The organism is Clostridium sp. C8-1-8 (genome assembly GCF_009928445.1).
In the GTDB taxonomy this organism is placed as follows: Bacteria; Bacillota; Clostridia; order Clostridiales; family Clostridiaceae; genus Clostridium_AR.
Genome location: NZ_JAABNO010000052.1, coordinates 1 through 15,152 on the forward strand (window position 1 = coordinate 1; position 15,152 = coordinate 15,152).

14 protein-coding genes, 1 tRNA gene and 1 rRNA gene are annotated in these 15,152 nt (G+C 29.4%); 12 read left to right on the forward strand and 4 right to left on the reverse strand.

Translation table 11 applies throughout. The features are described from left to right. Positions 1-59: 59 nt before the first annotated feature. From GXK57_RS25515 to GXK57_RS25545, 7 genes are all read left to right on the forward strand, one after another. Positions 60-135 (forward strand) — tRNA-Lys (locus tag GXK57_RS25515). 278 nt (positions 136-413) lie between these two features. Then, entirely contained in the window at positions 414-710 is a 297-nt protein-coding gene (locus tag GXK57_RS25520) for a hypothetical protein (RefSeq protein WP_160680838.1), read from the forward strand. Positions 711-792: 82 nt separating this feature from the next. After that, a 5S ribosomal RNA gene (gene rrf / locus GXK57_RS25525) occupies positions 793-910 on the forward strand. A gap of 505 nt (positions 911-1,415) precedes the next feature. Beyond that, positions 1,416-2,177, forward strand: coding sequence for a DeoR/GlpR family DNA-binding transcription regulator (locus GXK57_RS25530; RefSeq protein ID WP_160680839.1), 762 nt, complete (start codon positions 1,416-1,418; stop codon positions 2,175-2,177). An 18-nt stretch (positions 2,178-2,195) separates the two neighbouring features. After that, entirely contained in the window at positions 2,196-3,131 is a 936-nt protein-coding gene (pfkB, locus tag GXK57_RS25535; RefSeq protein ID WP_160680840.1) for a 1-phosphofructokinase, read from the forward strand. Positions 3,132-3,133: 2 nt separating this feature from the next. Then, complete coding sequence (locus tag GXK57_RS25540) at positions 3,134-3,577, forward strand: PTS sugar transporter subunit IIA (RefSeq protein WP_160680841.1); 444 nt, start codon at positions 3,134-3,136, stop codon at positions 3,575-3,577. 23 nt (positions 3,578-3,600) lie between these two features. Further along, positions 3,601-4,971 (forward strand): fructose-specific PTS transporter subunit EIIC, encoded by a 1,371-nt coding sequence (locus GXK57_RS25545; protein WP_160680842.1) that lies wholly within the window; start codon positions 3,601-3,603, stop codon positions 4,969-4,971. 62 nt (positions 4,972-5,033) lie between these two features. Here the strand turns inward: GXK57_RS25545 and GXK57_RS25550 are convergent, their stop codons facing one another. The 3 genes from GXK57_RS25550 to GXK57_RS25560 all read right to left on the reverse strand — a co-directional run bounded on the left by GXK57_RS25550 (position 5,034) and on the right by GXK57_RS25560 (position 7,110). Next, the gene (locus GXK57_RS25550) at positions 5,034-5,942 is read right to left on the reverse strand and encodes an alpha/beta hydrolase (protein ID WP_160680843.1); all 909 of its coding nucleotides are present in this window, start codon (positions 5,940-5,942) and stop codon (positions 5,034-5,036) included. Between the two features lie 130 nt (positions 5,943-6,072). Then, positions 6,073-6,318, reverse strand: a complete 246-nt coding sequence (locus GXK57_RS25555; protein WP_160680844.1) for a TM1266 family iron-only hydrogenase system putative regulator — start codon at positions 6,316-6,318, stop codon at positions 6,073-6,075. A 48-nt stretch (positions 6,319-6,366) separates the two neighbouring features. Next, the gene (locus GXK57_RS25560; RefSeq protein ID WP_160680845.1) at positions 6,367-7,110 is read right to left on the reverse strand and encodes a signal peptidase II; all 744 of its coding nucleotides are present in this window, start codon (positions 7,108-7,110) and stop codon (positions 6,367-6,369) included. A gap of 777 nt (positions 7,111-7,887) precedes the next feature. Between GXK57_RS25560 and GXK57_RS25565 the strand changes: the two genes are divergently transcribed. From GXK57_RS25565 to GXK57_RS25585, 5 genes are all read left to right on the forward strand, one after another. After that, on the forward strand, positions 7,888-10,596 hold the full coding sequence (locus tag GXK57_RS25565; protein WP_160680846.1) for an EAL domain-containing protein: 2,709 nt from the start codon (positions 7,888-7,890) through the stop codon (positions 10,594-10,596). A gap of 186 nt (positions 10,597-10,782) precedes the next feature. Continuing rightward, a complete protein-coding gene (locus GXK57_RS25570) occupies positions 10,783-10,953 on the forward strand; it encodes a hypothetical protein (protein ID WP_160680847.1) in 171 nt (56 codons plus the stop codon). 517 nt (positions 10,954-11,470) lie between these two features. Continuing rightward, positions 11,471-12,283, forward strand: coding sequence for a pyruvate, water dikinase regulatory protein (locus GXK57_RS25575; RefSeq protein ID WP_160680848.1), 813 nt, complete (start codon positions 11,471-11,473; stop codon positions 12,281-12,283). A 365-nt stretch (positions 12,284-12,648) separates the two neighbouring features. Further along, a complete protein-coding gene (locus tag GXK57_RS25580) occupies positions 12,649-13,572 on the forward strand; it encodes a patatin-like phospholipase family protein (protein WP_160680849.1) in 924 nt (307 codons plus the stop codon). 200 nt (positions 13,573-13,772) lie between these two features. Further along, the gene (locus GXK57_RS25585; protein ID WP_160680850.1) at positions 13,773-13,976 is read left to right on the forward strand and encodes a cold shock domain-containing protein; all 204 of its coding nucleotides are present in this window, start codon (positions 13,773-13,775) and stop codon (positions 13,974-13,976) included. 146 nt (positions 13,977-14,122) lie between these two features. On the opposite strand, the gene GXK57_RS25590 is transcribed toward GXK57_RS25585, so the two are convergent. Then, positions 14,123-14,665 (reverse strand): DUF6512 family protein, encoded by a 543-nt coding sequence (locus GXK57_RS25590; RefSeq protein WP_160680851.1) that lies wholly within the window; start codon positions 14,663-14,665, stop codon positions 14,123-14,125. Between the last annotated feature and the right edge of the window lie 487 nt (positions 14,666-15,152).

The window sequence follows — 15,152 nt, forward strand, 5'->3', positions numbered from 1 at the left end:
CGGCTGATGGTACTGCATGGGCGACTGTGTGGGAGAGTAAGTGGTCGCTAGGTAATCATGCACTATTAGCTCAGCTGGTAGAGCACCTGACTCTTAATCAGGGTGCCCTGGGTTCGAATCCCTGATGGTGCACCACTAAAGACTTCACAATGGTGAAGTCTTTTTTGTTGTGTAGAAATACCTTGTGAAAGCCTTTAAATAGATTTATAGATAATACTGTAAACTTACTATGATCGAACGGTATTGTTTTAGTTTTTAGTGATTATTATTTTTATAACAGGTTAATTTTAATAATATTATTAAACATAAACTAAATTTAAAATAGAAACTTAAAATATATCGTTTATGTGGTATATATTGATTGGTAAGTAAAATATAGATAGTATTATATATTTTATTGAGGTTTATTTATTATGAGAGATAGTATGGAAGAATATACTGAAAATATAATGGGTATTGATAAATATACTACACAAGAAGAAATAGCTATATATCTAAAACAAGTATACAATAGATGTCTAGAAGATTTAGAAAGATTAGAAAAAGAAATAGAAGCTGATTCTCAGCAGGTTAAAGATATTGGGCAAGTAGAAGAAGATAACATAAAAAGGTATAAAGCTATAAATACAAATAAGAAAAATTTATTAAAACGTATAGAGGAAAGTAGAAAAAATCTAAATAAGGTTAAAGATATGATAAAAAAACTTTAGAGCCTTATATAATTTTATATTATTGTTGACAAAGTTCTGTAGTACAGGTATAATATATAATTGTTAATGCAATTATTATATATCTAGTGATGATGCGTCTAAGGGTTACACCCGTACCCATACCGAACACGAAGGTTAAGACTTAGACGGCTGATGGTACTGCATGGGCGACTGTGTGGGAGAGTAAGTGGTCGCTAGGTAATGTGCCCCATCAATTATTTGATGGGGCATTAACTTTTTTAAATTAAATATAGCTTGTTTGATATAATATAAGACGTGTTTAAAATATACTAAATTTTAAACATGTCTTTAATCTTTTATAGAAGTATATAGGTTATAGAAGATTAAATAATATAGTATTTTTTATTGTGAAGCTCAATAAGAAGTAGTTTATTCTAGAAAGTTTTTATGTGTGTTTAAGAATAGTGGATATAAAACTTCATTAATGAAAAAATATATAAGAACTATTTATTGTGTTTCCAATCAATTAACTAGATTGGAATAAATAAGAAAAATGAGCAATAAAAATCAAAAGTAAGCATAATAACTAATTAATACAGAAATAATATGATTATTTCTGAGTAAATTTGATTATTTACTGTTGACTTTGTAAATGTTATCATTTAAAATATAATCAAACAAGCAAATACAATCACAAATAGTCATATATAATAGCAATTCAGTAAAGAGGATGTGTAACTGGTTATGTTTGCAGAAGAAAGACAACAAAAAATATTAGATATATTAAATTCCAAAAGTAGTATAAAGGTTATGGATATAGCTGAACTACTAAATGTTTCTGAATCTACTATAAGAAGAGATCTTCAAGAGTTAGAAGAAAAAAATCTATTGATGAGAACCCATGGTGGTGCAGTAGGTATAGATAATAGAACAAATTTTGAACCATCTTTTATAGACAAACAAGACGAAAAAATTGATCAAAAAATTAGTATTGCAGAAGTTGCTAGTATGATGATTGAAGATGGTGACACAATAATATTAGATTCTGGTACTACAACTTTAGAAATAGCTAAGAGAATTAGAAGTAGGAATATAACAGTAATAACAAACTCTATAGATATAGCTTCAGAACTTTCTAATAAGGAAGGGATAGAAATCATAGTAACTGGTGGAAGTTTAAGATTAAATACCAGAGCTATGGTTGGTCATCTAACAGAAGCTGTAATTAAGAATTTCAGAGTTGACAAAGCTTTTGTTGGAGCCAATGGTATATCTATAGAGGATGGAGTAACAACTCCAAACTTCATTGAAGCACAAACAAAAAAAACAATGATTAATTATGCTAGCAAGGTAATTATAGTTGCCGATAGTACTAAGTTCAACAACGTATCATTTTCTATAATATGTCCGATAAAAGCTGTTAGTATGATTATAACAAGTAGAGATATTGAGCAAGATATGATAAAAGAATACTCAGAAGTAGGTGTGGATATAGTAACTGCTTAAGATAAGGGAGGTGAGAATGTGGTAATAACAGTAACGCTTAATCCGGCAATGGATAAAACTCTTATAATAGATGATTTTAAGTTAGGAACTGTTAATAGAACCTCAGATATTAGATATGACATAGGTGGAAAAGGTATAAATGTATCAAAGGTGTTAAAAAACTTTGGTATAGAATCTTTAGCTTTAGGATTCTTAGGAGGAACATGGAAAAGCAGTTTCGAGAAGGAACTGGATAAAAGAGGTGTAGGCCATAATTTTATAGACGTTGAAGCAAGTACTAGGACTAATACAAAAGTTGTAGATAGAAAAAATAATGTTTATACCGATATAAATGAGGCTGGACCAGTAATATCTGAAATTGAATTAAAAAAGTTTATAGATTTATATAGTGAGAAGTGTTCCGAAGGAGATATCGTTGTGCTATCAGGTGGTATACCATCAAGTTTACCTAAGGATATTTATGGTACACTGATTAAAATAGCTAAAGGTAAAGGTGCAATAACAATACTTGATGCTGAAGGTGAATTACTAGCTAATGGATTAAAAGAAAAGCCATATGCTATAAAACCCAACAATCATGAATTATCTTTACTATTTAATAAGTCAATAGACAATCTAGATGAAATAATAAATTCATGTAAGGAAATAAAAGCACAGGGAGTTGAAAACATCTTAGTTTCAATGGGATCAGAAGGTGCAACTTATATATCTGGTGATAAGAAATATTTTGCAAAGGGTTTAAAGGTACCAGTTAGAAGTACTGTTGGAGCTGGAGACTCAATGGTTGCAGCATTAGTTTATTCAATAGTAAATAAATTAGATATTGAAGAAACACTTATATTTGCTCAAGCTTGTGGTGCAGTTACAGTTACATTAGAAGGAACAGAAGCTTGCAAGCTTAATGATGTAGAAGCAATTATGGAAAGAGTAAGGGAAAATATTAAGGAGGTTTAACAATGGCAACTAAGGATATGTTTACCAAAAATAGAGTGTGCTTCGATATGAAGGCAAAAGGGAAGATGGAAGCTTTAGATGAGCTTATTGACATACTAGTAAAAGACGGAGTAATAAATGATAGTAAAGTTTTTAAAGAGGCTGTATTAAAGAGAGAAGAAGAGTTTTCTACAGGGATAGGAATGGGGATTGCAATACCTCATGGAAAAAGCAAATCTGTTAATGTTGCATCTATAGCATTTGGAAAAAGTAAAGCTGGTGTTGACTACGATTCAATGGATGGTGAACCAGCACACTTATTCTTTTTGATAGCCGTACCAGAAGAGTCAAGTGATGTTCACTTAAGAGCACTTAGTGAGATATCAAGAAAACTTATGCATTCTGATGTAAGAGAATCTTTAATGAACTGTAGTAGTTTCGATGAATTTATAAAAGTTTTTGAATAAAATAAAAATTAGGAGGTATTATTATGAAATTAGTAGCTATAACATCTTGTCCAACTGGTATTGCACATACATACATGGCGGCAGAAGCATTACAAATGGCTGCTAAGGATCTAGGGCACGACATAAAAGTCGAAACCCAAGGGTCTGTAGGCGCTGAAAACGTTATAACTCAAGAGGATTTGAGATCAGCAAGTGCTGTTATAATTGCAGCTGATACGAATGTAGATAAGAGTAGATTCAAAGGCATGCCTCTAATAGAGGTATCTGTAAAGGATGCTATAAAAGATCCTAAAGGTCTTATACAAAGGGCATTATCTGCTAAACCTAGTCAGACATCAAGAAATGAAGCAGCAACTAATACTAAAAGCGAAGAGAAAGAAACTAAGAACGGTGCTTATAAACATCTAATGAATGGTGTATCATTCATGATACCATTTGTAGTAGCTGGTGGTATACTTATAGCTTTATCATTTGCCTTTGGTATAAAGGCATTCCAAGTAAAAGGTTCATTTGCAGAAGCGCTGTTTAGAATCGGAGCAAACGGAGCATTTAGTTTCTTAGTTCCTATACTTGCTGGATATATTGCTTATTCAATAGCTGATAGGCCTGGTCTAGTTCCTGGTATGGTTGGTGGTTACTTAGCGTCAAATATAGGTTCTGGTTTCTTAGGTGGATTAATAGCCGGTTTCTTAGCTGGTTATACAGTGTATTACTTGAAGAAGTTTATTAAGTTACCAAAATCCTTGGAAGGATTAATGCCTGTTTTTGTATTACCAGTTTTATCAACACTTATAGTAGGACTTATAATGATATATGTACTTGGCAACCCTGTAAAAGCTATAAATGATGCATTAACTGGATGGTTAAATAGTTTAAGTGGTGCAAATGCTATATTACTTGGAACAATAATTGGATTAATGATGGCTTTTGATATGGGAGGGCCTCTAAACAAAGCAGCATATACTTTCGGTGTTGCAACAATATCTCAAGGTCAACCTTCAGCAATAATGGCAGCAGTAATGGCTGCTGGTATGGTTCCACCACTTGCTGTAGCATTAGCAACAGTATTAGCAAAGAACAAGTTTACTAATCAAGAAAGAGAAGCAGGAAAGGCAGCTTGGGCATTGGGTGCGGCGTTCATAACAGAAGGTGCAATACCATTTGCAGCAGCAGATCCACTAAGAGTTATACCTTCTATAATGGTTGGTTCAGCTTTAACCGGTGCACTATCAATGTTATTTAAATGTACACTTGCAGTACCTCATGGAGGATTGTTCGTATTCTTTATACCACATGCAGTTGGTAATGTAGTTATGTATGTTTTATCTATACTTATAGGAGCAGCTGTGGGAGGAGTAATTCTTTCATCTGTTAAAAAGAGTTTAACAAAGTAATTAAATAAGAAGTACAAAAACCCTGACTGTGATGAAGTCAGGGTTTTTGTATTTTTTTAAAACTATATAATTTTTAAATCCTTTAAAAACTTATCAACTCTTCTTTCATATTCATCTGGGTTACTAGTAAAGGCTTGTGCATGACCAGCATTAGGTGCTATATATATGTCTTTAAAACCAGTTTTAGCTTTGTATAAGTCGTGAGACATTTTTGTTGGTACATAGTCATCTTTATCTCCATGTATGAATAATATAGGAGTGCTATTTTTATTTATTGTATTTATAGGTTTTACATCGCTGAACTTCCAACCTCTTGTAATTTTTGTAGCTACACTAGCAAGTGGAACTAGTGGAAGATGTCTAAGTGGCTTAAAATCATTTTTTAATCTATGATTAAATAGTTCTGTAGTATCTGAATACCCGCAGTCATCTATGCAAAAACTTATTCTTGGATCAATTGCGATATATTGTAGAACAGTTCCGCCACCCATTGATTCACCATGAACACCAATTAATACATCGTCTCCAATTTTGTTGATTACCCAATCTGTACAAGTTTTTAGGTCATATTTTTCATAATATCCGAAGGAAGTATCTTTTCCTCCACTTAATCCATGATTTCTATGATCATATACAAGAACTGCAAAGCCTCTTTTTATAAAGATATCCATATATTTAGCTGAGCCATATAGGCTCCAAGTTATTCCGTGAGCGAATATTATTACTTTTTTCGAGCCCCCATTTGGAAAGAAGAATCCATGAAGATCATAGCCAAACCTTGATGGTATAGATATCTCCTCTTTTTCTAATTTATTGAAAATGTACTCTTTTATGTTTCCGGCAGCTAATTCAGTAGAATAGGTATCATTATAGTTTCTTACAACAGGTAAAGTAACTACTCTAGAGAAGTATATAGAAATGAAAATTGTTAGTAAAACTAAAATTATAATTGTGAATAAGATTATTTTCATATAGTCCTCCATAATAAAAATATTATTTTAAATATTATATTGAAGATTAAATATATTTTATGTTATTAACTATGATGTTAAATATAAATACTATAGCTAATAAACTAATTAGTTTTACTGATCTGGTTATTTATGTTTTTGTTATAGCTGATTTTACATTTACTGAAGGAATTTTACCTAAGGTTCCAGTTAACGCACTTATAGAATCTGGTGTTCCATCAACTATTACTGATATTACAGATACTCCTTTTTGCTTGTAGGGGATGCCCATTCTACCAACGATTAAATAACTATAGGAGTGGAGGACCTCGTTTACTTTTGGAACGCTAGTTAAGTCTTCAATTACTATAGCTATCACACCAACTCTATTTTCCATAATATCTCCTTGGTTACTTATAATATTTTCATAATATAATTTGATGCTCTATTTAGATAGAAAAGATATATCCTTTTTGATAAATGATAAGAATTTTTTTACTCCTTCTATATCCTGCTTAAAAGTCGTTTCCTCTGAGTTTTTCCAAAATCCATTATTATATATACATAGTGCTAAAAAGAATATTGATAGGTTAATATATATATCTTTTAAGTCTGCTATGAATAGAGAGCTGATACCTATAAAGTCTAAACTACCGCCGTAAAATATTTTATCTATTAGTGAGCAAAGACATCCACTTAATATAAAGGTGAAGCTCATATCAGCCCAAAAGTCTTTATATCCCTTGTGTAAGTAGTATCTATAACCTTCTATTATAAAAAATAGTACTATAGCGTTTATAATTATAAGAACTGAAAAGTTTATGCCAGCTCCGAATCTTGCATTAAGCCAAGAGCCAGATGAATTAATAATGGGATTAAAGCTTAAAAAGTTATCAATGAGGAAAAAGCTTTTATCAAAGTACCAAGTTTTGATAATAAGTTTTATTCCCTGATCTAATATGAAAGTAAAAAAAAATGTTATTATTATTGCTATATTGGATAGACCCTTGGAAAACTTAATCCCTAAATAATATATTATTAATCCTGTTATCCCAAATAATAATACTGGCAATAGGTTCATTATTATATCAAACTTAGAATGAATTCTTCCTGTAATAAATTCAAAAGTAAAATATATGAGCCACATTATAGGCAGAATACCTATGGTTAAAAGTTTATCTTTATTCATTAATTTATTCCTCCTAGAAATTACCCTAGACTAATTATTTTTATTAGCATTTTGGCATAAGTTGATTTTATCATTTATCTAGTTTTATATTCAACTAATAGTTAGTAAATATTACATTAAATAATTTTTTACTAGTAATGTTTTATAACTGAATGTAAATTTTAAAGATTTTTTTCCAAATCTAAAAGTAAAAATAGTTTCTATATTTAAATGAAATTTTGTTAGATAACAAATAAAGAAGAAAAAATAAAAATATTATTCTTGTGCTTTATTTTCATCAAAGTATAAAAAAAATCAGTTGGAAATATATAATTTGATATATGTATACCTTTATATGTAATTATGTAATAAAAGTGCAATATTAGACAAAAAAATACATAATTCTTATTGAACAAAATTACATAGTTTGGTAAAATACAAAAGGATTTAAAATTATATTAAAAAAGTCATATGATTAATCAAAAAATAACTTTTGAAACATCTCTATATTAGACTCAATTCGCAGACATAATATCATAAAGCAATATATCTTGTTTAATCTCAATAAATTTATTATCAATTTTACTTAAGAGTTTGTTAACTTATTACGAAGAAAGTATTATGAAATGTTTACTAAAAAAAGAAACTTATTATTATAGCTAGGAGAGGGAATCTAGTTAATATGGGGTTTTATAATTGCTAAAGATAATTAAAATCCTTTGTTTATAGATTGATAGGGTATGATTCTTAATTTGTACATTTTTTTGTACTTTTAGTTTTAGAGAGGGAAGGGATTGGATGAGTTGTACAATAACTAGAAAGGTTAGAATATTTGCCATGTCTCTTGTGGTAATTACAGTAATTTCTTTAAGTACTATCTACTTCATAAGTGCTGATAGTATCTCAAAACAGTCATTTGAAGAAAGAAGTTTATTACTTATGAATACTGTTGATTTTTCAATAAATAATTTTACTAAGCAACAAGAACATATAATTGATCAAATTGAAAGTTCCAATCTAAATGATAAAAGTTTTTCCATCATTGATAAAGCTCATATTCAAAGCGAATTAGATGGAATTTCAAAAACTTATGGCAGTATACTAAATATTTATCTTGCTTATGATGATGGTAGTTTTATTATAAGTCCTAAAAGTGATATGTCCATTAAAGACATTAAGAATAAAAGTTGGTATATTTCTGCAGTTAAAGGAAATTCCAATGTGTGGAGCGACTCATATTTAGATGATATAACTGGTAAATCTGTAATAACTGTTTCTAAAGCCTTATATAAAGATGGAAGGTTAATAGGAGTTTTAGGAATAGATTTTTCAATTGATTCACTAATTGAATATATATCTAATATAAAGCTTGGGGATACTGGATATATAATGCTTTTAGATTCTTCGTATAAGATAATTGCGGAATACGACGATAACCAGATAGGAAAGTATTTAACTAATAAAGATCTTTTGAAGTTAGTTTCTTCCGGTGAAAAGAAAACAATCAATTTAGATTATAACGGTGGAGAAAAATATTGCTTTTACAGTAAATCTTCTAAAACTAATTGGATAATTGTCGGAATGATAGATGAAAACGAGGTGTTAAAGTATTCTAAGGATATAGCAGATATAACTCTAATTTCTGCTATTATAATATCAGTTTTAGCTATTATTCTTGCAGGGATTGCAACAAAAAGCATAACGAGAAATCTGAAAAAGCTCTCAGAAAGTATAGATGGTATAGGGGCAGATGAGCTACAGTTAAAGGTTAATGAAAAAGGCCATGATGAGGTTTCTATCATAGGTTCGCATATTAATGATATATTAGAGAAGTTAACTTGTATTATTGATTCATCAAGTGATGCTATATATGAATATGATATAGATAATGACAAGTTGACCATATCTGATAAATTCGGATCTATATCAGGATATAAGATTGATAAAAAGTGGTATAGCATTAAAGATTTAATAAACTTGGTTCATCCAGAGGATTATGTAAGTTTAAATAAAAGTTTAAATGATTTAATTTGCGGAATAAGCCTATCATACGAAAGCGATTTTAGAATTAAAAAGTCAGATGGAAGTTATATATGGCTAAATATTAAAGGTAAAACTATAAATAAAGGAAAAAGGGGCAACTCTAAGATTTGTGGTTCATTGACTGATATAACACTAAAGAAAATGTATGAAGAGGATATTTTTAGACTTGCATATTATGATAAGCTGACAGGACTTCCTAATAGAATATATTTTGAAAAGAAACTTGTTGAAGTAATGGACTATATGAAATCTAATGAGTCTACAGGAGCAGTGGTGCTTCTTGATGTGGATAATTTTAAGAATATAAATGATACTTTAGGTCATACAATAGGTGATTTATTGCTCGTGGAAATATCTAAACTTATATCTGAGACTAACGATGGCAGCATGGAGGTTGCTAGAATTGGGGGAGATGAGTTTTTGCTACTTATAAAAGAAACAAAAAAGAATGAATCCATTCAAGTTCTTATAAGTAAAATTCAGAGAAGATTAAAAAGTAATATATATATAGAAGGAAAATGTATAATTGTATCATCTAGTGCTGGAGTAGTGGAGATACCTAAGAATGGACAGACTGTTGAAGAAATAATAAGAAATGCTGATATAGCAATGTACAAGGCTAAAGAAGATGGGAAAAACAAAGTAGTGTTATTTGATCATAACATGTTTGAAAAGTTTACTAGAAAAATAGCTATAGAGCAAGGGTTAAGTGATATAGACTTCGATAATGAATTGGAGATACATTATCAAGCTCAGATGGATGTAAACACATATAGTTTAAGAGGCTTTGAAGCACTACTTAGGTGGAATTCTCCTGTACTTGGCAGGGTTTCACCAGCGGAATTTATTCCTATAGCTGAAGAAACTGGTAGTATAGTTTCCATTGGAGCTTGGCTTATAAATAAGGTATTTAAGGATGCAATTGAATTTAAAACAAAATGTATAGATTTTAATACTATATCAATAAATATTTCAGCGATACAGTTATTAGATAAGTGTTTTCTAGAGAAGGTAAAAAAGGCTTTGTTTGACACTGGTATTGAACCGAACAAGATTGAGTTTGAAGTTACCGAAACCGCTATAATAGACAATATAGAGTATAGTAGAGAGATACTTAACAGCCTTAAAGAATTAGGGTTTAAGGTTGTGTTGGATGATTTTGGAACTGGATATTCATCGTTAAGTTATTTAAATGTTCTTCCCATAGAAGTTTTAAAAATAGATAAGTCATTTATAGATGACATTAGCTTGAAGGAAAGTAATAAGGCTTTACTTGATGGGATAATAAAGCTTGCTCATGATTTAAAGATGGAGGTAATAGCAGAGGGAGTTGAGGACTGCATACAACTTGAGTTGCTTAAAGAGATAAATTGTGACGTAATTCAGGGGTATTATTTTAGTAAACCAATAGCATATGAATATCTAGAGCAAGAATATAAAAGACTTTTGCAATTGAAACATTAATAGAAATATTTTAAATAACAATTGCTGCTATAAGATAGGAAAATAACATATATGAAGTAGTAAACAGACAGATATAAATTAATATTAAGGAAATGGTGTATATAATCTATTGGTTTCTAGTAAAACCTTCTATATTAGTGAACATATCTTCTGAAAATGATTAAGAAAAGATGAGGTAGTATAAAAATGAAGGTTGGAGTATTGCTTTTTGCAATATTAGTTGCTGTAAACTTTATTACAATACATTATTTATTAATGGGACAATCAGCAATAGTAAGTGCACTAGTTCTTTCTATGATTGCAGGGATTTTTGGGTTTCTTTTTTCAACATATGGAATGAAGTCAAGGAATAAATAAAGATCTAAAAATTTATTGCTAATTATATAATATAAAACTATATGATGATTGATAGTAAATTTATAAAAGGTTGGATTTATTATAAAGAAAACATAGTGCGTAATATTTTTTATGCACTATGTTCTTTTTATAACCAGAAAATGAATTGCAAGTATTTTAGTAGTAGTAAAAGAATTAAATATTAAACAAGCACAATAAATAGACAGAGTCGGATAATATGAAAATGTTTTTTAAAGTATTTATATATTTAATTGCATATCAATTTATAAAGTGCATTTTTAAATATATTACTGAAATTTGTGGTAGGTTTTATTTATGATAAAGAAAATAGGTTAATATCCGCACAGAGAGAAACAATAATAATTAAGAAGGTTTAAAAGTTATATTATTTATAATATTGTCGAATTTATAATTATACTTATATTTTATTTATAGGTATAATTAGTTTAAAAGGGTTTAAGGAATTTTATCTTATATCAAAAGATTAAAACTAATTATAAGAAAGAGGGTATATAGAATGTTAACCATATTAGCTGTTTCAGATTCTATTGGAGAAACTGCTGAACAGGTTGCTATAGCAGCTGCCAGCCAATTTAAAGAGAAAGCAGAAGTAAAGAGAGTACCATATGTCAAATCCCTTGAAGATGTTGAGGAGCTTATAAGGAATACAGATTCTTATTCATCTTGTATGGTAGTATCCACTATAATAACTGTTAATGTAAGAGAATTTTTGACTGAAAAGTGTATTGAAAGAAATATTAATATAATAAATGTGTTAGGACCAATAATAAATGTAGCATCTACTATATTAAATACTCATCCAGATTACAATCCAGGAGCGATGTGGAAAACTGATGAGATGTATTTTAAAAGGATAGAGGCAATGGAGTTTGCAATGCAATATGATGATTCGAAAGACTACAGAGGACTAAAAAATGCAGATGTAGTTTTAATTGGTTTATCAAGAACTTCAAAGACCCCATTGTGTATGTATTTAGCTAATAAGGGTATTAAGGCTATAAATATTCCTTTAGTTCCTGAGGTTGGTGTGCCAGACGAAATATATCAGATAGATAAGAAAAAGATATTTGGGTTAACAATTGATCCTCTGCAATTAATAGAGATAAGGAAGAGAAGACTTGATAAGTTCCATAGGATTTCATCAGAAATAGAATATGCTAGTGACTCGAGAATATTAGAAGAATTTGATTTTGCTGATAAAATTATAAGAAAGTTAGGATGCAAAACTATTGATGTAACTCAAAGAGCTATAGAAGATACAGCTTTAATTATTATGGAGTCTATAGGTCAAGGAAAGCAAAGTAAGTAAGCACTTTGGAATTAGGCTAAAACACATTGGGATATTTAAGAGAAGATGTGGTTAATATTAGAAAAGTAAGTGGTATATCTGAGGCGGATATACCACTTTTTTTGAAATATGAATTGGAGATGCTCATATTTCACTAGAATGTTTTGATTGTAATAGATTGTTTGAAATATATAGTTATTAATATTTCAGTAGTAGTATTTGCTAAAGTAAGTACTTAATACATAAATTATTTATATGTGGTTTTATTTTTTTTTATTTAGTCCATAATTCAAATATATAGTAAGTTAAGGTAGTAAGAACTATATATAATTTTTTGAATATTTTATAACTAGATATTAATTTAGAGATAGGGGTTAGGTGATTCTATGAAGATAGGGTTAGTGCTAGCTGGGGGCGGAGGAAGAGGCGCTTACCAAATAGGCGTTTGGAAAGCTCTAAAGGAATTTGGATTTGATAAATACATTAGGGCTATATCTGGAACATCTATAGGAGCGCTGAATGCGGCTTTATTTGTAAGCAGCAGTATAGATGAGGCAGAAAATCTATGGATTAACTTAACAAAGGAAAGTATACTTCCTACAAAGAATATTGATTTGGTAAAAAAAAGCTTGATGCTAGCTTGGGGCTCAAAGAATATAAACTTTGTAAAAAAGTATATTCCAAAGACTTTAGAAATTGGTGATGTATCTAGAGATGGTGTTCTCAAGTTAATAGATGAACATATTGATTTTTCAAAGATCGTTAAGTCTACTATAAGCTTATATGCTGCGTGTAGTGAGATTCCGTCGATTAAAGCTAAATATTTCAAGCTAAATAACTATAAGGAAAAGGATATAAAAGAGATACTATTAGCAACTTCTGCAATACCAGTAGTATTTGAGAGCAAAGAAATAGAAAACAAAAAATACTTGGATGGTGGAATGGTTGATAATTTGCCTATACAGCCTATATACGGAGAGGGCTGCGACATAATTATTGCAGTTAATTTATCTAAAATCAGTGAGTTAGATAGAAGTATATTCCCCAATGCAAAGATTATAGAAATAGTACCAAGAGATATGGATGATGGAATTCTTAGTTCTACGTTGGATTTTACACCGAATGGAGCTAGAAGAAGGATTAAACAAGGGTATGACGACACTAAGAACTTATTTGAACCCATTATCGAGCTTACAAAGTATAGTTTTATGAAAATCCCTCAAGAAATTGTAGCTTCAGCAGGTAAAAGTTTTTTAAGACATTCTAATAAAATTAAAGATGCTATAGTAAATGTTAGTAGAGATCGTTAGTTGAGTATATTAGAAAGATATTCTGTAAATTCACTACTTTGTAGTAAAATTCTAGTCTTTTGGCTTATCTCTCAGAATCTACAGGAGTTTCAAAAATAAATTTTAGGCCTAAGTAGTACATTTCTATAGGAGAACCTTATGAATTAAAAAAGTAATTATGGAAATATTAATGTTAAATTATAAACTTCGGAGGTTTTCATATGCAGACAGGTACAGTTAAGTGGTTTAATAATGAGAAAGGTTATGGCTTTATATCAGCAAATGAAGGAGATGATGTTTTCGTTCATCATTCGCAAGTTAAGGAGAAAGGTACTAATAAAGATTTACATGAGGGAGAAGAGGTAACCTTTGATGTTGTTCAAAAAGAAAGAGGTCCTCAGGCAATAAATGTAGAGAAAATGTAATAATTTCATTAGGTGTCAAACTTATTATAATAAGTCAAGTGGCTAAGATTACTTAAGATAACTAGCTATAACTGCTAGAATAATGCCAGTTGACTTATTTTTATTTTATTAGGGATTTAATGTGTAATAGTTTATTATCACAAAAGTTATAAATTAATAAATCGTATTAATTGTTTTGATGCTTCAAACAACCAGTTATTTGGTGGGTTAACTGTGAATGAAAAAAATAGTATTGAAATAATTATTAGGAAAAGGAATGCTATCAAGTTTATATATTGGTAGTTTTTATTGAGGTTTAATATAGTTAAAGATAAAGCTTGAGATAAACTATATCCTATTAATAATATAGTTATAGTATCTGATAGTTCACAATTAATAGCTCTAAAGCCTAGAAGAAAGTAAGAAAGAGATAAAAAAGTTGACATGCATATGAATGCGGTTGCTTTTGCTGTAAAGAAGTTATTTGAATTAGTTACGGAAAATACCTTTTCTATTAGTGAGTAGAATATTATTGGGAAAAAGCTTATTTTTAATTGTTCCCATAAGCTAGTGTTAACAATACTAAAAAAGCTTATAGCAAAGTTTTTATTAAAAGCCTTATAAGCGAAGCTGACAGACAATCCTAATAATATAAGAAAAGGAATGCCCATAAGCTCCAATATTAAAACTTTACTCTTTTTATATTTCATTTATTAGCACTTCCTAGTAATATATAATATTAGTTTAGTAACCAATATCTCCTTCTAGATTATTTCTTACATTAGAAGTATGAATAATAGATAGAATTTATTACAAATAATAAGTTTTTTTCATTAAAGAGACTATTAATATTCTTTTAGTATAAATTTTAATATGAGATCTTTAACAATAATAATCATAAAGTCGTTTTCTATAGAGATTAGATTATATTAATTACTTGTTATGTTGGTAAACAGTTCCTAGTGTATCTGTATAAGAAAAAGTGTGATTAAGAGAGAAATTTATAAATATAGCAGTATAAAATAAGTTTTTCAAGGTATTATAATTATTATAATAGATAATAAAATGTTATTATAAAACACGTCGCTGAAACAAACGCGACAAGCAAGAGACACGAAAATTAAAACTGATTTAAAGAAATTAAAAAAGTTTTAAAAAAGTGTTGACAAAAACATCTTAGAAATGTTAAGATGTAAA

What these genes read in the sequence shown, in the direction of transcription:
- GXK57_RS25520 (WP_160680838.1), top strand. Translation starts at nt 414, where the DNA reads ATGAGAGATAGTATGGAAGAATATACTGAAAATATAATGGGTATTGAT.
- GXK57_RS25530 (WP_160680839.1), top strand. Translation starts at nt 1,416, where the DNA reads ATGTTTGCAGAAGAAAGACAACAAAAAATATTAGATATATTAAATTCC.
- GXK57_RS25540 (WP_160680841.1), top strand. Translation starts at nt 3,134, where the DNA reads ATGGCAACTAAGGATATGTTTACCAAAAATAGAGTGTGCTTCGATATG.
- GXK57_RS25545 (WP_160680842.1), top strand. Translation starts at nt 3,601, where the DNA reads ATGAAATTAGTAGCTATAACATCTTGTCCAACTGGTATTGCACATACA.
- GXK57_RS25550 (WP_160680843.1), bottom strand. Translation starts at nt 5,942, where the DNA reads ATGAAAATAATCTTATTCACAATTATAATTTTAGTTTTACTAACAATT.
- GXK57_RS25555 (WP_160680844.1), bottom strand. Translation starts at nt 6,318, where the DNA reads ATGGAAAATAGAGTTGGTGTGATAGCTATAGTAATTGAAGACTTAACT.
- GXK57_RS25560 (WP_160680845.1), bottom strand. Translation starts at nt 7,110, where the DNA reads ATGAATAAAGATAAACTTTTAACCATAGGTATTCTGCCTATAATGTGG.
- GXK57_RS25565 (WP_160680846.1), top strand. Translation starts at nt 7,888, where the DNA reads ATGAGTTGTACAATAACTAGAAAGGTTAGAATATTTGCCATGTCTCTT.
- GXK57_RS25570 (WP_160680847.1), top strand. Translation starts at nt 10,783, where the DNA reads ATGAAGGTTGGAGTATTGCTTTTTGCAATATTAGTTGCTGTAAACTTT.
- GXK57_RS25575 (WP_160680848.1), top strand. Translation starts at nt 11,471, where the DNA reads ATGTTAACCATATTAGCTGTTTCAGATTCTATTGGAGAAACTGCTGAA.
- GXK57_RS25580 (WP_160680849.1), top strand. Translation starts at nt 12,649, where the DNA reads ATGAAGATAGGGTTAGTGCTAGCTGGGGGCGGAGGAAGAGGCGCTTAC.
- GXK57_RS25585 (WP_160680850.1), top strand. Translation starts at nt 13,773, where the DNA reads ATGCAGACAGGTACAGTTAAGTGGTTTAATAATGAGAAAGGTTATGGC.
- GXK57_RS25590 (WP_160680851.1), bottom strand. Translation starts at nt 14,665, where the DNA reads ATGAAATATAAAAAGAGTAAAGTTTTAATATTGGAGCTTATGGGCATT.